The 15,284-nt window shown below is 68.0% G+C and carries 11 protein-coding genes; 4 read left to right on the top strand and 7 right to left on the bottom strand.

Annotated elements, in window-relative coordinates:
* Positions 1 to 42 precede the first annotated feature (42 nt).
* Positions 43 to 741 (top strand): sigma-70 family RNA polymerase sigma factor, encoded by a 699-nt coding sequence (locus tag ASF21_RS15035; protein WP_235499026.1) that lies wholly within the window; start codon positions 43 to 45, stop codon positions 739 to 741.
* Positions 738 to 998 carry a mycothiol system anti-sigma-R factor gene (gene rsrA, locus ASF21_RS15030; protein ID WP_055773106.1) on the top strand — a complete coding sequence of 87 codons (261 nt, stop codon included), beginning with the start codon at positions 738 to 740 and terminating at the stop codon, positions 996 to 998. The genes ASF21_RS15035 and rsrA overlap by 4 nt, the downstream gene beginning before the upstream one ends.
* A 96-nt stretch (positions 999 to 1,094) precedes the next feature.
* On the opposite strand, the gene ASF21_RS17610 is transcribed toward rsrA, so the two are convergent.
* A complete protein-coding gene (locus ASF21_RS17610) occupies positions 1,095 to 1,169 on the bottom strand; it encodes a 50S ribosomal protein bL37 (RefSeq protein WP_369299106.1) in 75 nt (24 codons plus the stop codon).
* Between the two features lie 160 nt (positions 1,170 to 1,329).
* Here ASF21_RS17610 and ASF21_RS15025 point away from each other — a divergent pair, with 160 nt between their 5' ends.
* Entirely contained in the window at positions 1,330 to 2,295 is a 966-nt protein-coding gene (locus ASF21_RS15025; protein ID WP_055773102.1) for a zinc-binding dehydrogenase, read from the top strand.
* An 80-nt stretch (positions 2,296 to 2,375) separates the two neighbouring features.
* Here ASF21_RS15025 and ASF21_RS15020 read toward each other — a convergent pair whose 3' ends face one another.
* From ASF21_RS15020 to ASF21_RS14995, 6 genes are all read right to left on the bottom strand, one after another.
* Positions 2,376 to 4,166, bottom strand: coding sequence for an ABC transporter ATP-binding protein (locus tag ASF21_RS15020; protein WP_055773099.1), 1,791 nt, complete (start codon positions 4,164 to 4,166; stop codon positions 2,376 to 2,378).
* Positions 4,166 to 5,200, bottom strand: coding sequence for an ABC transporter permease (locus ASF21_RS15015; RefSeq protein WP_082471626.1), 1,035 nt, complete (start codon positions 5,198 to 5,200; stop codon positions 4,166 to 4,168). The genes ASF21_RS15020 and ASF21_RS15015 overlap by 1 nt, the downstream gene beginning before the upstream one ends.
* A gap of 8 nt (positions 5,201 to 5,208) precedes the next feature.
* Positions 5,209 to 6,741 (bottom strand): ABC transporter permease, encoded by a 1,533-nt coding sequence (locus ASF21_RS15010; RefSeq protein ID WP_157365938.1) that lies wholly within the window; start codon positions 6,739 to 6,741, stop codon positions 5,209 to 5,211.
* A gap of 105 nt (positions 6,742 to 6,846) precedes the next feature.
* Positions 6,847 to 8,631, bottom strand: a complete 1,785-nt coding sequence (locus ASF21_RS15005; protein WP_055773096.1) for an ABC transporter family substrate-binding protein — start codon at positions 8,629 to 8,631, stop codon at positions 6,847 to 6,849.
* Positions 8,632 to 8,859: 228 nt separating this feature from the next.
* Complete coding sequence (locus ASF21_RS15000; RefSeq protein ID WP_055773093.1) at positions 8,860 to 9,459, bottom strand: GDSL-type esterase/lipase family protein; 600 nt, start codon at positions 9,457 to 9,459, stop codon at positions 8,860 to 8,862.
* Between the two features lie 120 nt (positions 9,460 to 9,579).
* The gene (locus ASF21_RS14995; RefSeq protein ID WP_055773090.1) at positions 9,580 to 13,434 is read right to left on the bottom strand and encodes a multifunctional oxoglutarate decarboxylase/oxoglutarate dehydrogenase thiamine pyrophosphate-binding subunit/dihydrolipoyllysine-residue succinyltransferase subunit; all 3,855 of its coding nucleotides are present in this window, start codon (positions 13,432 to 13,434) and stop codon (positions 9,580 to 9,582) included.
* Between the two features lie 271 nt (positions 13,435 to 13,705).
* Between ASF21_RS14995 and ASF21_RS14990 the strand changes: the two genes are divergently transcribed.
* A complete protein-coding gene (locus ASF21_RS14990; protein ID WP_055773087.1) occupies positions 13,706 to 15,157 on the top strand; it encodes a GuaB1 family IMP dehydrogenase-related protein in 1,452 nt (483 codons plus the stop codon).
* The last annotated feature ends 127 nt before the right edge of the window (positions 15,158 to 15,284 follow it).

The following is a 15,284-nucleotide window of genomic DNA, read 5'->3' as shown; positions in this document are numbered from 1 at the left end:
GCCCCGGCGTCGCGAGGGGGCGGACGCGTAGACTTCGACTCGATGAATACAACAGCCCCCGCAGGCAGTAACCAGGCCAAAGACGCACAGCTGGACGTCTCGACGGAGTCGGAGGCTGACCGCAAGGCGCGCTTCGAGCGTGACGCGATGCAGTACGTCGACCAGCTGTACTCGGCCGCCATGCGCATGGCCCGCAACCCCAGTGATGCAGAGGACCTGGTGCAGGAGGCGTACACCAAGGCGTTCTCGGCCTTCCACCAGTACAAGCCGGGGACCAACCTCAAGGCGTGGCTGTACCGCATCCTCACGAACACCTACATCAACCTGTACCGCAAGAGGCAGCGCGAGCCCCTGCAGTCGCACTCGGACACGATCGAGGACTGGCAGCTCGCGAAGGCCGCCGAACACACCTCGATGGGGCTGCGGTCCGCCGAGGCCGAGGCGCTCGACCACCTGCCCGATTCCGACGTCAAGAGCGCCCTGCAGGCCATTCCCGAGGAGTTCAGGCTTGCCGTCTACTTCTCGGACGTCGAGGGCTTCGCGTACAAGGAGATCTCGGAAATCATGAATACGCCCATCGGGACGGTCATGTCCCGGCTGCACCGCGGCCGCAAGCTGCTGCGCGAGCTTCTCGCGGAATACGCCTACGAGCGGGGCCTCGGGGACGGCACAGGCGCCAGGGTCCGGGTAACGACCGGCGGCGCGAAGGCAGCGGGCACAGAACAGGAGATGGAGAAATGAGCGATTGCGGGAGCATGGGCGACTGCGCCGACTCGAGGATCGAACGGCTGTACGAGTACCTGGACGGTGCGCTGTCGCACCAGGACCTGGTGGACATCAAGGACCACTTGGACGGGTGCCCGCAGTGCGCGGAGGAGCACGATCTCGAGTGCGTGATCCGCTCCGTGGTGAAGCGGTCCTGCACCGAGGTGGCGCCGTCCACGCTGAAGGCCAGCATCCTCGATCGCATCAGCCACCTGAAGACGGTGGACCACTGACCCTGCCGACGGCGTACGTCAGCCGGCCGTAGAAGGACAGAACCTCCGGACCCTTCGGGGCCGGAGGTTCTGTCGTCGTGCTTCTCACGCCTGGACTCAGGTGTTGGGGCGCTTACCGTGGTTCGCGCCTCCGCGCTTGCGGTCGCGACGCTTGCGTGCTCGCTTGCTCATGGGCTGCCTCCTTCTTCTTCAGGCACTGTAGTCGTGCAGAACTGCACCCCAGTCTCCCATACGGCGAGGGGCGTCACCTAAACAGCGGCGCACCGTCCCCTGCCCGCCGGGGAGGCGCCCCTAGGATGGACGGACCAGCCATGACCGAAGGAGCGTGTGCATGCGTGCTGCCTATGTAGCCACCCAGTCGGCGGGCGACCCCCTCGCCGGCCTGACCGTCGGGGAGCTCGAGCTTCCCGAGGCGCCCTCCGGCTTCCGCCGTGTCAGGGTCGTCGCGTCGAGCCTCAACCACCATGACCTCTGGTCCCTGCGGGGTGTGGGTCTGTCCGGGGAGCGGCTCCCGATGGTGCTCGGCTGCGACGCGGCCGGGGTCGACGACGACGGCAACGAGGTCATCGTGCACGGCGTCGTGTCCTCAGAGGGCTGGCGGGGCGACGAGACGCTGGACCCGAAGCGGTCGCTGCTGTCGGAGCAGCACCCCGGCACCATGGCCGACGAGGTCTGGGTGCCCGAGCGCAACCTCGTGCCCAAGCCTCCCGAGCTCACCTTCGAGGAGGCGGCCTGCCTGCCGACGGCCTGGCTCACCGCCTACCGGATGCTGTTCACCGTGTCACCGGCCGCTCCGGGGTCCACGGTCCTGGTGCAGGGCGCGGGTGGCGGGGTCGCGTCCGCGGTCATCGCGCTGGCCGCTGCCGCCGGGTTCCGCGTCTGGGCCACCAGCCGGAGCGAGGAGAAACGCCGGCGTGCCCTCGACCTGGGCGCGGATCGCGTGTTCGACGACGGCGCGCGCCTTCCCGAGCGCGTCGACGTGGTCTTCGACTCGGTGGGGGAGGCGACCTGGAGCCACTCCCTGAAGTCCCTCGTGCCGGGTGGGACGATCGTGACCTGCGGTGCGACCAGCGGTCCTGCACCGTCGGCAGACCTCAACCGGGTGTTCTTCCTCCAGCTGCGGGTGCTCGGTTCCACCATGGGCACGCGGGAGGAGCTGATCCGGCTGACGCGTTTCCTCGTGACGACCGGGGTCAGGCCCGTGATCGACAGCGTGCTGCCGCTCGAGGATGCCGCCCAGGGCTTCCGGCGCATGCTGGACGGCGAGGTGTTCGGGAAGATCGTCTTCCGCCACTAGCCGCTCCCGCTCTGTCCGGAAGGACCTGCAGGAACACGAAAGGGACCCTCCAGCATGGCGGGTCCCTTGCGCGTCCTGCGTCAGCCCTGGTCGGTGGCTCCGGCGGCGAGGATGGCGGTGCGCTGCTCCCGCCGCAGGGCCTGCACCGCCGGGTCCGGGACCGGAGCGGCGGCGAGGAGCCGCCGGGTATAGGCGTCGCGGGGGTACTTCAGCACCTGCTCCGTGCTGCCCTGCTCCACGAGGTTGCCCTTGTTCAGTACCGCGATGTGGCTGGCCAGGAGCTCGACGACGGCGAGGTCGTGGCTGACGAACAGGCAGGCGAAGCCCCGCTCCCGCTGCAGCTCCTGCAGGAGCTCGAGGACCTTCGCCTGCACGGACACATCGAGGGCCGAGGTGGGTTCGTCGGCCACCAGGAGGTCCGGCTGCAGCGACAGGGCCCGGGCGATCCCGACGCGCTGGCGCTGGCCACCGGAGAGCTCGTGCGGGTACCTGTTGCGGAAGGCCACCGGCAGCTGCACGTCCTCGAGCAGGGAGGCGACGCGCTTGTCCAGCTCGCCGCGGCCCAGCTTCTCGTGGAGGAGCAGCGGCTCGCCGATGCTGTCACCGATCGACAGCCTCGGATTCAGCGACGCCGCCGGATCCTGGAACACGATCGCGAACTTCTTGCGCAGCGGCAGGAGCTGCCGTGCCGTCAGCTCCGTGATGTCGGTGCCGCCGATCCTCACCCTGCCGCCGGAGGTCTTGATGAGGCCCGTGACCGCGCGCGCGATCGTCGACTTGCCGGAGCCCGACTCGCCCACCAGACCCATGACCTCACCGGGATTGATGGTCAGGGAGACGCCGTTGACCGCCTTGAAGGGCGGCTGACGGAAGCGCCCCGGGTACTCGATGTCCACATCGGTGAGTTCCAGGGCCGGGACGACTCCCGAGGCGGTCCGCGTCTCCCGGGCCCGGATGGCAGCCTCGGCGTACTCCTCGTGGATGCTGAGTTGCCCGTCCACCACCTCAACGTCGGTGAGCACCCCGCCGACCTTCGAGCCCAGGTGGGGGACCGCCCCGAGGAGCTGCTGGGTGTACGCCTCCGTGGGGGCGGCGAACAGCCGGGCCGTGGGGGCGGCCTCGACGATCCTGCCCTTCTCCATGACCACGACGTGGTCCGCGAGATCGGCGACCACGCCCATGTCATGGGTGATGAGCAGGACGGCGCTGTTGAGCCTCTTGTTCAGCTTGCGCAGCAGGTCCAGCACCTCGGCCTGCACCGTGACGTCGAGCGCCGTCGTCGGTTCGTCCGCGATCAGGAGCATCGGGTCGTTGGCGAGGGCGATGGCGATCATGGCCCGCTGGCGCTGGCCGCCGGAGAACTGGTGCGGGAACGAGTCGTAGCGGCGTTCGGCTTCGGGGATCTCCACCATGCGCAGCAGCTCGATGGCGCGCTTCTTCGCCTGGGCGGGGGAGAGCTCGGTGTGCTGCTCGACGGCTTCGCGGATCTGCTCACCGACGGTGAGGACCGGGTTGAGCGCCGTCATGGGCTCCTGGAAGATCATCGCGATCTCGTTGCCGCGCACGCGGCGCAGTGTCCCCTGCGGGGCGCCGATGAGCTCCTTGCCGAGCATCCTCGCACTGCCGTGCGAGCGCCCGTTGCGGGGCAGGAGCCCGAGGAGCGCCATGGAGGACATGCTCTTGCCCGAGCCGGACTCGCCGACGATCGCGAGGATCTCACCGGGGTGGATCTCGTAGGAGACGTCCTCGGCGGCCATGACCCACTCGTTGTCCACGTTGAAGTCGACGCCGAGTCCCTTCACGGCGAGGATGGGGCCGTCCCCGAGGGGGACCTGCTCGTCGGAGATGACGACGGAACTGTGTGCTGCCATTACTGCTTCACCCTTGTCTGCTTGGGGTCGAACGCGTCGCGCAGGCCGTCGCCGATGAAGTTGACGGCGAGGGCGATGCCGATGATGAAGGCGCCCGGCCAGAGGAACAGCCACGGCCGGACCGTCAGCGCGGAGCGGTTGTCGTTGATGGCCTTGCCGAGCGAGGTGTCCGGCGCGACGACGCCGAGGCCGAGGTAGCTCAGCGCGGTCTCGAGGAGGATGGCTCCGGAGATGGCGAGCGTCGTCGAGACGATGATCACCCCGACCGTGTTCGGCAGGATGTGGCGGAAGATGATGCGGAACGAACTGGCGCCCACGGATTTCGCCGATTCGACGAACTCCTTCTCCCGCAACGACAGGAACTCGCCGCGCACGAGCCGCGCGAGGCCCGTCCAGGTGACGACACCGAGGAACACGGCGAAGGGGATGATGCCGGCCTTCGCGACGATCCCCGCCACTGCGGCGGCGATCACGACGGTGGGGATGGTGATGACCACGTCGGTGATCCGCATGAGGAACGCCTCGGTCCAGCCGCGGAAGTATCCGGCCAGCGCGCCGACCGTGGTGCCGATCACCATGGCGACGAGCCCGACGATGAAGGCGATGATCAGCGAGGTCTGGGTGCCGCGCATCGTGAGCGCGAAATAGTCGCGTCCGAGGACGTCCTGCCCGAACGGATGTTCCCCGAGGCTGAAGGGCCACAGCGTGAGCGTGGGCCGGCCTTCGTTGAACCGGGGAGCGAGGACGTCGTATTCCTTGTTCCACCAGCCCGGCAGGCCGGCGAAACCGATGGAGCTGAAGGCGAGGATGAAGATGAGGACCAGCAGGGCTATCCCGGCGAGGGCGCCCTTGTGCCGGAAGAACCGCTCGCGGATCAGCTTGCCCTGGCTCTTGGCCTCCGTGGTGCGGATGCGATCCGTCTGGTCCCTGGTGGGCCGGGCCGTCGAGATGTCCGTGTCCTGGCTCTGCAGGGTCAGCTCGGACAGCTCGACGGATGCGCGGGAGTCGTCCCGGTTCTTGTCGTGTGGAGTCATGGTGGGTCCTAGCTCAGGGTGATGCGCGGGTCGAGGAACGCGTAGGCGATGTCGGCGAGCATGTTGAACAGCACGGCGGCCGTCCCGACGACGAGGAAGAAGGCCATGACCGGCCCCGGATCCACGTTCGCGATGCCGTCGACGAACATCTTGCCCATGCCGTTCCAGCCGAAGACCTGCTCGGTGATGACGGCGCCGCCGAGGACGCCGGCGAAGTCGAACGCCATCAGCGTGGTGATGGGAATCATCGCGTTGCGGAATGCGTGCTTCACCAGGACGGTCCGTTCGCTGAGGCCCTTGGCCCGAGCGGTGCGGATGTAGTCCTGGTTCATCACGTCGAGCTGGCTCGCACGGGTGTAGCGGGTGTAGGTGGCGAAGGAGATCAGCGTGAGGGCGATCGTGGGCAGGATGAGGTGCAGCGCGTAGTCGAGGTTGATCTCCCAGAACGTGCCCTCGAGGTTGGCGGACTGTGAGCCGGTGGTGGGGATCGGGCGTCCGCCCGCCTTGGCGGACAGGGTGGGGTAGGCCTGCAGGAGGCGGTCGAGCACGATCAGCAGGCTCACCGAGACGGCGATCACCGCGCCGATCTTCGCTGCCTGGGCACGGAACGGACCGCCGACCACTCCTGCGACGACGTAGGACACGACCGCGAGGGCCACGACGAGCGCGACCACGAGGAACCAGCTGGGATCCGTCAGGAGCGGGATCGACACGAGGTAGCCGATGTAGCTCACGCCCGCAGCGGCGAGGGCGGCGTTCAGGACGCGACGACGGCGGAATCCGGCGAGCAGGGCGGTCCACAGGACGGCGATGCCCGCCGCCGAGATGAGCATACCGACGACGCCGAAGCCCGGAGCGACGAACCAGCCGGTGACGAGGAGCAGATAGAGCGCCAGTGCGGTGGCGACGGCGGCGATGCCGAACACCATGAGGCGACGCCGTCGGTCACCGCCGACGACGATCGCCCAGACCACGCCGGCGACCACCCCTATCAGGGCGATCGTCAGATAGGAGAACTGCGGATTCGCCAGCCAGGTGTTCAGGTCGATCGCCAGGTACTGCTTCAGCAGGGTGGAGAGCCAGAACAGGGGCAGGGAGAACAGCAGGAAGGAGATGAAGGTGACCGAGTAGTCGAAGGTGCTGTACTGGCGGATCGCCGTGACGATCCCGACGACGACGCCGAGGATCAGCGCCAGCACGGTGGCGACGACGACGAGTCGCAGCGTCGAACCGATGGCGTTCTCGAGCTGGGGGAGGACCGCCGCTCCGGTGCGGTCCTGGCCGAGCGTGCAGCTGATGCCGCCCGGGACGAGGCAGTGGCCGACGTCCTGGAGCCAGAGGAAGTAGCGGGGGATGGGCGGGACGTCCAGGTTCATGGCTGCAGTCCGTGCCGCGATCGTCGCGGCCTTCTCGGGGCCGCTCGTCTCACCCAGGTCCTCGAACGGATCGCCCGACGAGATGGTGAGGAAGTACATCAGCGTGGTCGCTGCGAGCATGATGAAGAACGAGATGATCGTCCGCTTGGCGATGAAGTAGAACACGTGGGGGCTCCTAGGAAACGGTGCAGGCTGGCGCGGCGGCCGGGCACAGGGACGGGCAGGCCCGTGGGAGCCTGCCCGTCCTCATGCGTCAGCCGGAATGAGCGATCAGTTCTGCTTCGTCCAGCTGTAGGCATTCCAGGTGATGCCGGTCTGCGTCGGGTTCAGTTCCACGCCCTGGAGCTTGGAGGAGTACCCGATGATGTCTGCGTTCGCGTAGAGCACCACGTTGTACTGGGTCTCCGCGAGGCGCTGTTCCATCTCGGTCTTGAGCGGGACGACCTGCTCCTCGTCGGTGTTGGTGACGATCTCGCTCCACAGGCGGTCGACCTCTTCGTCGGCGTAGCCGCCGAAGTTCTGCTCGCCCTCGGAGATGTAGATGGACTCACCCGAGGCCACGAGACCCGAACCGGACCAGCCGAAGATGACGGCGTCCCAGGACCCGGGCTGCGAGAGCTTCGCGCTCCACTCGGCCTCGGGCTGCGGGATGATCTCGAAGCCGGCCTTGTCGCAGGAGTCCTTGACGAGGGCGACCATGTCGGCACGGAGCTGGCTGGTCGAGGCGAACATGAGGGACACCTTGACGGGCTCGGTCTTGCCTGCTTCGGCAAGGAGGGCCTTGGCGCCTTCGATGTCGGCGGTCCCGTCGCTCTGGGCGGCAGGGGCACCGTCGAGGACCGTGTCGTAGTCGGGCTGTCCCGGCTGGTACTCGCGGAGGTTCATGACCGTACCCTCGGGGTCGATCGGGGTGACGAACTTGTCGACCATGTCCGCGCGGGGCACGCAGGCCTGGAAGGCCTGGCGCACCTTGACGTCCTCGAAGACCGCTCCGGGACGCTGGTCCAGGTCGATGTGCGAGAAGGTGAGCGATGTCCCGGTGTCGACCGTGACGTTCTCGCCGATCTGCTCGAGCGCAGCCTTGGTGTCGACCGTGGGGCTCGAGGGATCGATGACGTCGACGTCACCGTTCTGCAGTGCCTGCACCGCTTCCTCGTCGACGATGGTCTTGAAGACCATGGTGTCGGTCTTGCCTGCGCGCTCCTCGCCCCAGTACTGGTCGTTCTTGACCAGGGTCAGGGTGCCGTTGACCGCGTTGTCCAGCTTGTAGGGGCCGGACGAGGGCAGCAGCGCGGTGTCGGGCAGGGTCGGGAGGTCCACCTCGTAGTTCCAGCCCGCGTTCCAGAACTCGGCGACCGGCTTGAGGGCCTCGATGTCGTCCGCCTGGATGGCTTCGACCAGTTCGGCGCCGTCGCCCTCGGGGGACATACCGCCCTGTTCAGCGGCGACGTGCGCGGGCATCAGTGTGCCCGGGGTGAGCAGCGCTTCCCAGTCCGCGTAGGGCTCGGAGAAGACGGTCTCGAACTCCTTCGCACCGGGCTCACCCTCGATCTTCTCCATGAGCGCGAAGCCGTTGGTCGACGCAGCCTGGAAGATGTCGGCTTCCTCGCCCGTCTCGGGGTCGGTCTCGCCGCTCGGGTGGGTGCCGGACAGGGCCGCCCAGGTCAGCAGCACGTCGTCGAAGTCGATCGGCGTGCCGTCGGACCACACAGCATCTTCGTTGATGGTGTATTTGACGGTCAGCGGATCGTCGCTGGTCTTCTCGTACGTGCCGAACTCGGTGTTCGGTTCCAGCTCGCCTGCTGCAGTGAAGGCTGCGAAGCCTGCCGACGTCAGGTTGTCCACGTAGGTGTTGTAGACCGAGTTGGTGCTGGCGGTGTTGCCGTTGTAGCCCGTGGGGGCCTGGCTGATCGCGATGTTGATGGTGGTCGCCAGGTCTTCCGAGGCGCCTTCCGATGCCGGGGTCTCAGCGGTTCCGCCCGCCGATCCACAGGCACTCAGCATGAGCGCTCCGATGGACAGTGCGGCGAGCGTCAAGGTGCGCTTATTACGCATTCGATAGTCCTTACTGTGCTAGGCGCGAGGGACGCAGTCATGTCCCCCGAGGCGGATTGCGGCAGTGACGGCAATCACACTGGGCCAGCATAGCGAACGATCGTTGCCTCTAGACACTCAGTGAACCATTGATAACCCATTCGTTACCTCTGTGAAATATAAGGCCTCTGAGGAACGCGAAAGCCCCGACGACGGCGTGTCATCGGGGCCTTCCCGCGCGATGCGGGTCTACTCTGGCGCGGGCACCTCGAGCCATTGGAACCAGCCCCGGTGCAGCACCAGCCACGCCATGAGGCCGTATCCGGCCTGTCCCGGGGTGCCGCCGTTGGCGGCGAGGTCATGCCGCCACTGCTCGTGTGCCAGCAGCGGGGTGAACGTGTCGACGAAGACGTGCTTGCGTCGCGTGGTGACATCCCCGAAGGCTGCGGACAGGTCGGCCAGGCGTCTGTTTCGCTCGGCGTCGAGGCCGGGGGGCGGCCCGACCACCAGGACCTTCACGCTCGTCTGGGACGCGCCGTCGAGGATGTTCGCGAGGTTGAGCCGACTGCGGGCGGTGGAGAGGTCGAGATCGAGGTCGCGGTCCGACAGACCGATGACCAGACGGTTATCGTGTCCGTCCGCGAAGCGGCGGCCGGCCTCCTGCAACCAGCGGTTCGCCAGCGCTTCCGTGCCCTCCGCGGGGGCGGGGAGGCTGAACGCCTCGACCACGGCATTGTCGGGGCGCGTGCGGGCCATGACGCGACCGAGCCAGCCGAGGGCGCGGGGATCACCGATGCCCGCGAGGAGTTCGTCGCCCACTGCTGCTAGCCGGATTCTGCGTTGTTCCACTGGTCCCTCGGTGTGCTGGTCGTCGGTGTACGGGTGGGTCCGGCGGCGCTGCCTGCCGGCCTCGATCCCTTAAAGACATCAGGTGGGGCCGTGGGCCCCACCTGACATCATACTGATCGCTTACTTCTGCCGGCCGAACGCCTTCTTGATGAGCAGCTCCTGCTCGATCGCGTGGTTCTTGGCCGATCCTGTGGCGGTCGAGGCCGAGGCCGGTCGGCTGGCAAGCCTGAGGGGCCGGTCCAGCTCCTGCGGCAGGTTCAGGCCGATGAACGGCCACGGCCCCTGGTTCGCCGGCTCGTCCTGTGCCCACACGAGCTCGGCATCGGGGTACGCGCCGACGGCGGCCCGGATCTCCTCGACGGGGAGCGGGTAGAGCTGCTCGACGCGGACGATGGCCGTCCGGTCGTCGTCGAGCTTCTGCCGTGAGGCCAGCAGGTCGTAGTACAGCCTGCCGGACACCATGATCACACGCTCGACGTCCTTGCCCGCGGTTCCGAGCGTGTCGGGGATGACCGGGCGGAACGTGCCCTGCGTGAAGTCGTCGACCGAGCTCGCGGCTCCCTTGAGGCGGAGCAGCTGCTTCGGCGTGAAGATCACCAGGGGCTTCCGCGGCCGGGTGTACGCGTGGCGGCGCAGCAGGTGGAAGTGGGACGCCGCACTGCTGGGGTTGGCGACCACCATGTTCTGCTCGGCGCACATCTGGAGGAACCGTTCGATCCGGGCGGACGAGTGGTCCGGCCCCTGCCCCTCGTAACCGTGCGGGAGCATGAGGACCAGCGAGGACCGCTGGCCCCACTTCTGCTCCGCCGAGCTGATGAACTCGTCGATGATCGTCTGCGCACCGTTGACGAAGTCGCCGAACTGCGCCTCCCAGATCACGAGTGCATCGGGCCGCTCCACGGAGTAGCCGTACTCGAAGCCCATCGCCGCGTACTCGCTGAGCAGCGAATCGTAGACCCAGAACTTCGCCTGGTCCTGGGCGAGGTCGTCCAGGGGCAGCCACTCGTGGCCCGTCGCGCGGTCGTGGAAGACCGCGTGGCGCTGCACGAAGGTGCCGCGTCGGGAGTCCTGGCCGGCGAGCCGCACGGGCACGCCTTCCATGAGCAGCGAGCCGAAGGCCGCGATCTCGCCGAAGCCCCAGTCGATGCCACCCTCGCGCGACATCTGCTCACGCTTCTCCAGGAGGGCCTTCAGCTTGGGGTGGACGGTGAAGCCGTCGGGGATCGAGGTGTGCGCGGCACCGATGTGAGCCAGCGTCTCCGCGCTGATCGCCGTCTGCGGAGCATCGCCCGTGGCGCCGTCGGCCTGCTGGGCGTAGGGACGCTCGAGGTCGGACACGGCCTGGGGATCCTTCGTGACCACGGGGATCGGCGAGGTCTGTGCCGCGTGTGTCTCCGCGAACACGCGCTCGAGGCGTTCCTGGTAGTCACGGAGCGCCTGCTCCGCCTCCTCCTGCGTGATATCCCCGCGGCCGATCAGCGCCTCGGTGTAGAGCTTGCGGACCGAGCGCTTCGCCTCGATGAGGTTGTACATCATCGGCTGCGTCATCGAGGGGTCGTCACCCTCGTTGTGCCCGCGGCGGCGGTAGCACACCATGTCGATGACGACGTCCTTGTTGAAGCGCTGACGGAACTGGTAGGCCATCTGCGCCACGCGCACCACGGCCTCGGGATCGTCCCCGTTCACGTGGAAGATCGGCGCCTGCACCATCTTCGCGACGTCCGTCGAGTACACGGACGAGCGCGACGACGTCGGGCTCGTGGTGAAGCCGACCTGGTTGTTGACGATCACATGGATGGTGCCGCCCGTGCGATAGCCGCGCAGCTGCGAGAGGTTCAGGGTCTCCGCGACGACGCCCTGGCCCGCGAAGGCCGCGTCGCCGTGGATGAGGATCGGCAGCACGGGGAAGGTCTCGCCCTGGTCGAGCAGGTCCTGCTTGGCGCGGACGATGCCCTCGAGCACGGGGTCGACGGCCTCGAGGTGCGAGGGGTTCGCAGCCAGGTAGACCTTCGTCTCGTTGCCGGCATCGGAGGTGAAGGTCCCCTCGGTGCCGAGGTGGTACTTCACGTCGCCGGACCCCTGGACGGAGCGCGGGTCCTGGGTGCCCTCGAACTCGCGGAAGACCTGCGCGTAGGTCTTGCCGGCGATGTTCGTCAGCACGTTCAGGCGGCCGCGGTGGGCCATGCCGATCGCGACCTCGTCGAGGCCGTCGTCCGCTGCTCCGGAGATGGCGGCGTCGAGCAGCGGGATCAGCGACTCGCCGCCCTCGAGGGAGAAGCGCTTCTGCCCGACGAACTTCGTCTGCAGGAAGGTCTCGAAGGCCTCCGCGGAATTCAGCTTGTGCAGGATGCGCAGCTGCTCCTCGCGGCTCGGCTTGGAGTAGGGGTGCTCCAGCTCGTCCTGGAACCACTGCCGCTCGGTGGGGTCCTGCAGGTGCATGTACTCGATGCCCGTGGTGCGGCAGTAGGCATCGCGGAGGACGCCGAGCATGTCGCGGAACTTGAGCATCGGCTGGCCGCCGAAGCCGCCGGTCGGCCACTCGCGGTCGAGGTCCCACAGCGTCAGGCCGTGCGTGCGGATGTCGAGATCGGCGTGCTTGCGCTGCACGTACTCGAGGGGGTTCGTGTCCGCCATGAGGTGACCACGCACGCGGTAGGCGTGGATGAGCTGCTGGATCCGGGCGACCTTGTTGATCTGGTCCATCGGATCCACCTGGATGTCGGCACTCCAGCGCACCGGCTCGTAGGGGATCCGCAGCGACTCGAAGATCTCGTCGTAGAAGCCCTGCTCACCCAGCAGGAGCTGGTGGATGATCCGCAGGAACTCGCCACTGCCCGCGCCCTGGATGACGCGGTGGTCGTAGGTCGAGGTCAGCGTGATCGTCTTGCTGATGGCGTGCTTGGCCAGGGTCTTCTCGCTCGAACCCTGGAACTCGGCGGGGTACTCGAGGGCGCCCGCTCCGATGATGCAGGCCTGTCCCTTGGAGAGCCGGGGCACGGAGTGCACCGTCCCGATCCCGCCGGGATTGGTGAGGGACACCGTGGTGCCGGCGTAGTCGTCGGCACCGAGCTTGCCCGCGCGGGCCTTCCTCACGAGGGCCTCGTAGGCGTGCCAGAACTCCGAGAAGTTCATGGTCTCGGCCTTCTTGATGTTCGGCACCACGAGCGAGCGCGTGCCGTCCGGCTTCGGCATGTCGATGGCGAGACCGAAGTTCACGTGCGCGGGCTGCACGGCGGACGGCTTACCGTCGATCACGTCGTAGTAGACGTTCTGCGAGGGGAACTGGGCCAGCGCCCGGATGATCGCGTAGCCGATGAGGTGCGTGAACGAGACCTTGCCGCCCCGGGCGCGCGCGAGGTTGCTGTTGATGACCACGCGGTTGTCGATCAGCAGTTTCGCGGGGATGGCGCGGACGCTGGTCGCGGTCGGGACGGTGAGGCTGGCCTCCATGTTCGTGGCGATCGCCTTGGCGGGTCCACGCAGCACACTGACCTTGTTCTCGTCCATCTCGGCATTCCGGTCCGAGGCCGGGAGTTGCGCGGGGATGGGCTTGGCGGCGGACTTCTCCTCGCGGGAGGTCTCGGGCTTTCTGGCCGGTTCCTTCGCCACCGGAGGCTTGCCGCTCTCCTGTGTACTGGCCGGGCTCTCGCCCGACGCCTTGGGTGCGGGTGCCTCCGCCGTGACGACGGGGAGTTCCTTGGTCGGCGGATGGGCCGTCACCGACGATGTGGGGCTTCCGGCAGCAGGGGTCTGGGGCCTGGTCGACGCGGGTGCGGTCGCGGGATCGGCGGGCTTCGACGCCGAGGGGCGTCCGTTCTCCGCAGGCGCCGATTCCGCATCGAACGAATCGAAGAGCTCCCACCACTTCCGGTCGACCGAGTGGCGGTCCTTCTGGAACTGCTCGTAGAGTTCGTCAACAAGCCACTCGTTCCCGCCGAATTCTTCAGGTAACCGGTGGCTGGTCTGTTCTGGCACGTGTAAACGCCTCTTCCGTAAGTTGCCCTGAGCGCGGAGCGGTCGGCAGGATCGGCGCGAAGCCGTGTCTGGACCCTGTCCAAGTGTAGTGACAGGACTGACGAACAATCCAATCAGGCGCGTCGCTCGGGTACCCTCCCGGGCGGGTGCCGCGAACAGCCCGTGGGCGGCGGCCGGAGTGGGAGCGGTGCGGTCGACGCACTAGACTCCTTGCGGCCGTCCACGCGGTCGCTCAGCCCGCCGCTCACCCCGCCGTCGAGACAGGGACACCATGCGCTTCATCACCCCGCCCACCACCGATCTCACCTACTCGGACGTCTTCCTCGTCCCGTCCGCGTCCGAGGTCGTCTCCCGGTTCGACGTCGATCTCTCCTCCGACGACGGGACGGGCACCACCATCCCCCTCGTCGTCGCGAACATGACCGCGGTCACGGGGCGCCGCATGGTCGAGACGGTCGCGCGCCGCGGAGGTATCGGGGTACTGCCGCAGGACGTGCCGGCCGAGGTGATCGCGGAGGTCACGTTCTGGGTCAAGGAACGGCATCCCGTCTTCGAGACGCCGCTGAAGCTCCGTCCGGGCAGCACCGTGATCGACGCGCTGCACCTCATGTACAAGCGCGCGCACGGAGCGGTGCTCGTCGTCGACGACGGCGGGACCTGCGTGGGGGTGGTCAACGCGGCCGACTGCGAGGAGGTGGACCGGTTCGCCTCCCTCGAGTCCGTGATGCGACCCGCCCCGGCGGCGTTCGATGCGGCCCTGTTCGACGCCGACCCCGCGGCCGCGCTGCAGAAGGCGTTCGAGGACCTCGACGGTGCGCGCAGCTCGCTCGCGCCGGTGGTGCGCGACGGCGTCCTGCAGGGCGTCGTCACCCGCACCGGCGCACTCCGCTCCACCATCTACGATCCCGCGCTCGATGGAGCGGGGAGGTTGCGGGTGGCCGCGGCGGTGGGCATCAACGGGGACGTCGAGGCGAAGACGGCCGCCCTGCTGGATGCGGGTGTCGACGTGCTCGTCGTCGACACCGCCCACGGCCACCAGCGGAAGATGCTGGACGCGCTCGCGGTCGTGCGGGGACTGCATCCCACGGTGCCGATCGTCGCGGGCAACGTGGTCAGCGCCGAGGGAGTACGCGACCTCGTCGCGGCCGGCGCGTCGATCGTCAAGGTCGGCGTGGGCCCCGGTGCCATGTGCACCACCCGCATGATGACGGCCGTCGGCCGTCCCCAGTTCTCCGCGGTGTACGAGTGCGCCCGTGCCGCCGCCGACCTCGGCGCCCACGTATGGGCCGACGGCGGGGTGCGCCACCCCCGCGACGTCGCCCTCGCGCTCGCCGCGGGAGCCAGCCAGGTGATGATCGGTTCCTGGTTCGCCGGCACGTACGAGAGCCCCGGCGACCTGCAGACCGACAGCAACGGCCGGCGCTACAAGGAGAGTTTCGGCATGGCCTCGGCGCGGGCGGTCCAGAACCGGACACGGCGCGACGACGTCTTCGCCCGTGCCCGCAAGGGTCTGTTCGAGGAAGGCATCTCGACGTCCAAGATGTACCTCGACCCCGCCCGGCCCGGGGTGGAGGACCTGCTGGACATGATCACCGCCGGCGTGCGCAGCTCCATGACCTATGCGGGCGCCGCGTCCCTGGCCGAGTTCCGTGAGCGCGCCGTCGTCGGCGTGCAGTCGGCTGCCGGCTACGAGGAGGGCCGTCCGCTCCAGCAGAGCTGGTAGGGCGCGCGGGGCCGGTGGCCGGCACGGATCGGTGCGATCGCGGTCAGCGGAATCGCGTGTGGCGGAGAAGGGCGGAGCCGGTAAACTGGCCGTCTTATGGACAGTCCTTCTAGGGGCCGGCTCGACG

It is taken from the genome of Arthrobacter sp. Leaf234 (assembly GCF_001422665.1).
Classification (GTDB): Bacteria; Actinomycetota; Actinomycetes; order Actinomycetales; family Micrococcaceae; genus Arthrobacter_D.
Note: the sequence above shows the minus strand (reverse complement) of the source record. Positions and strands in the feature narration are given on the sequence as shown.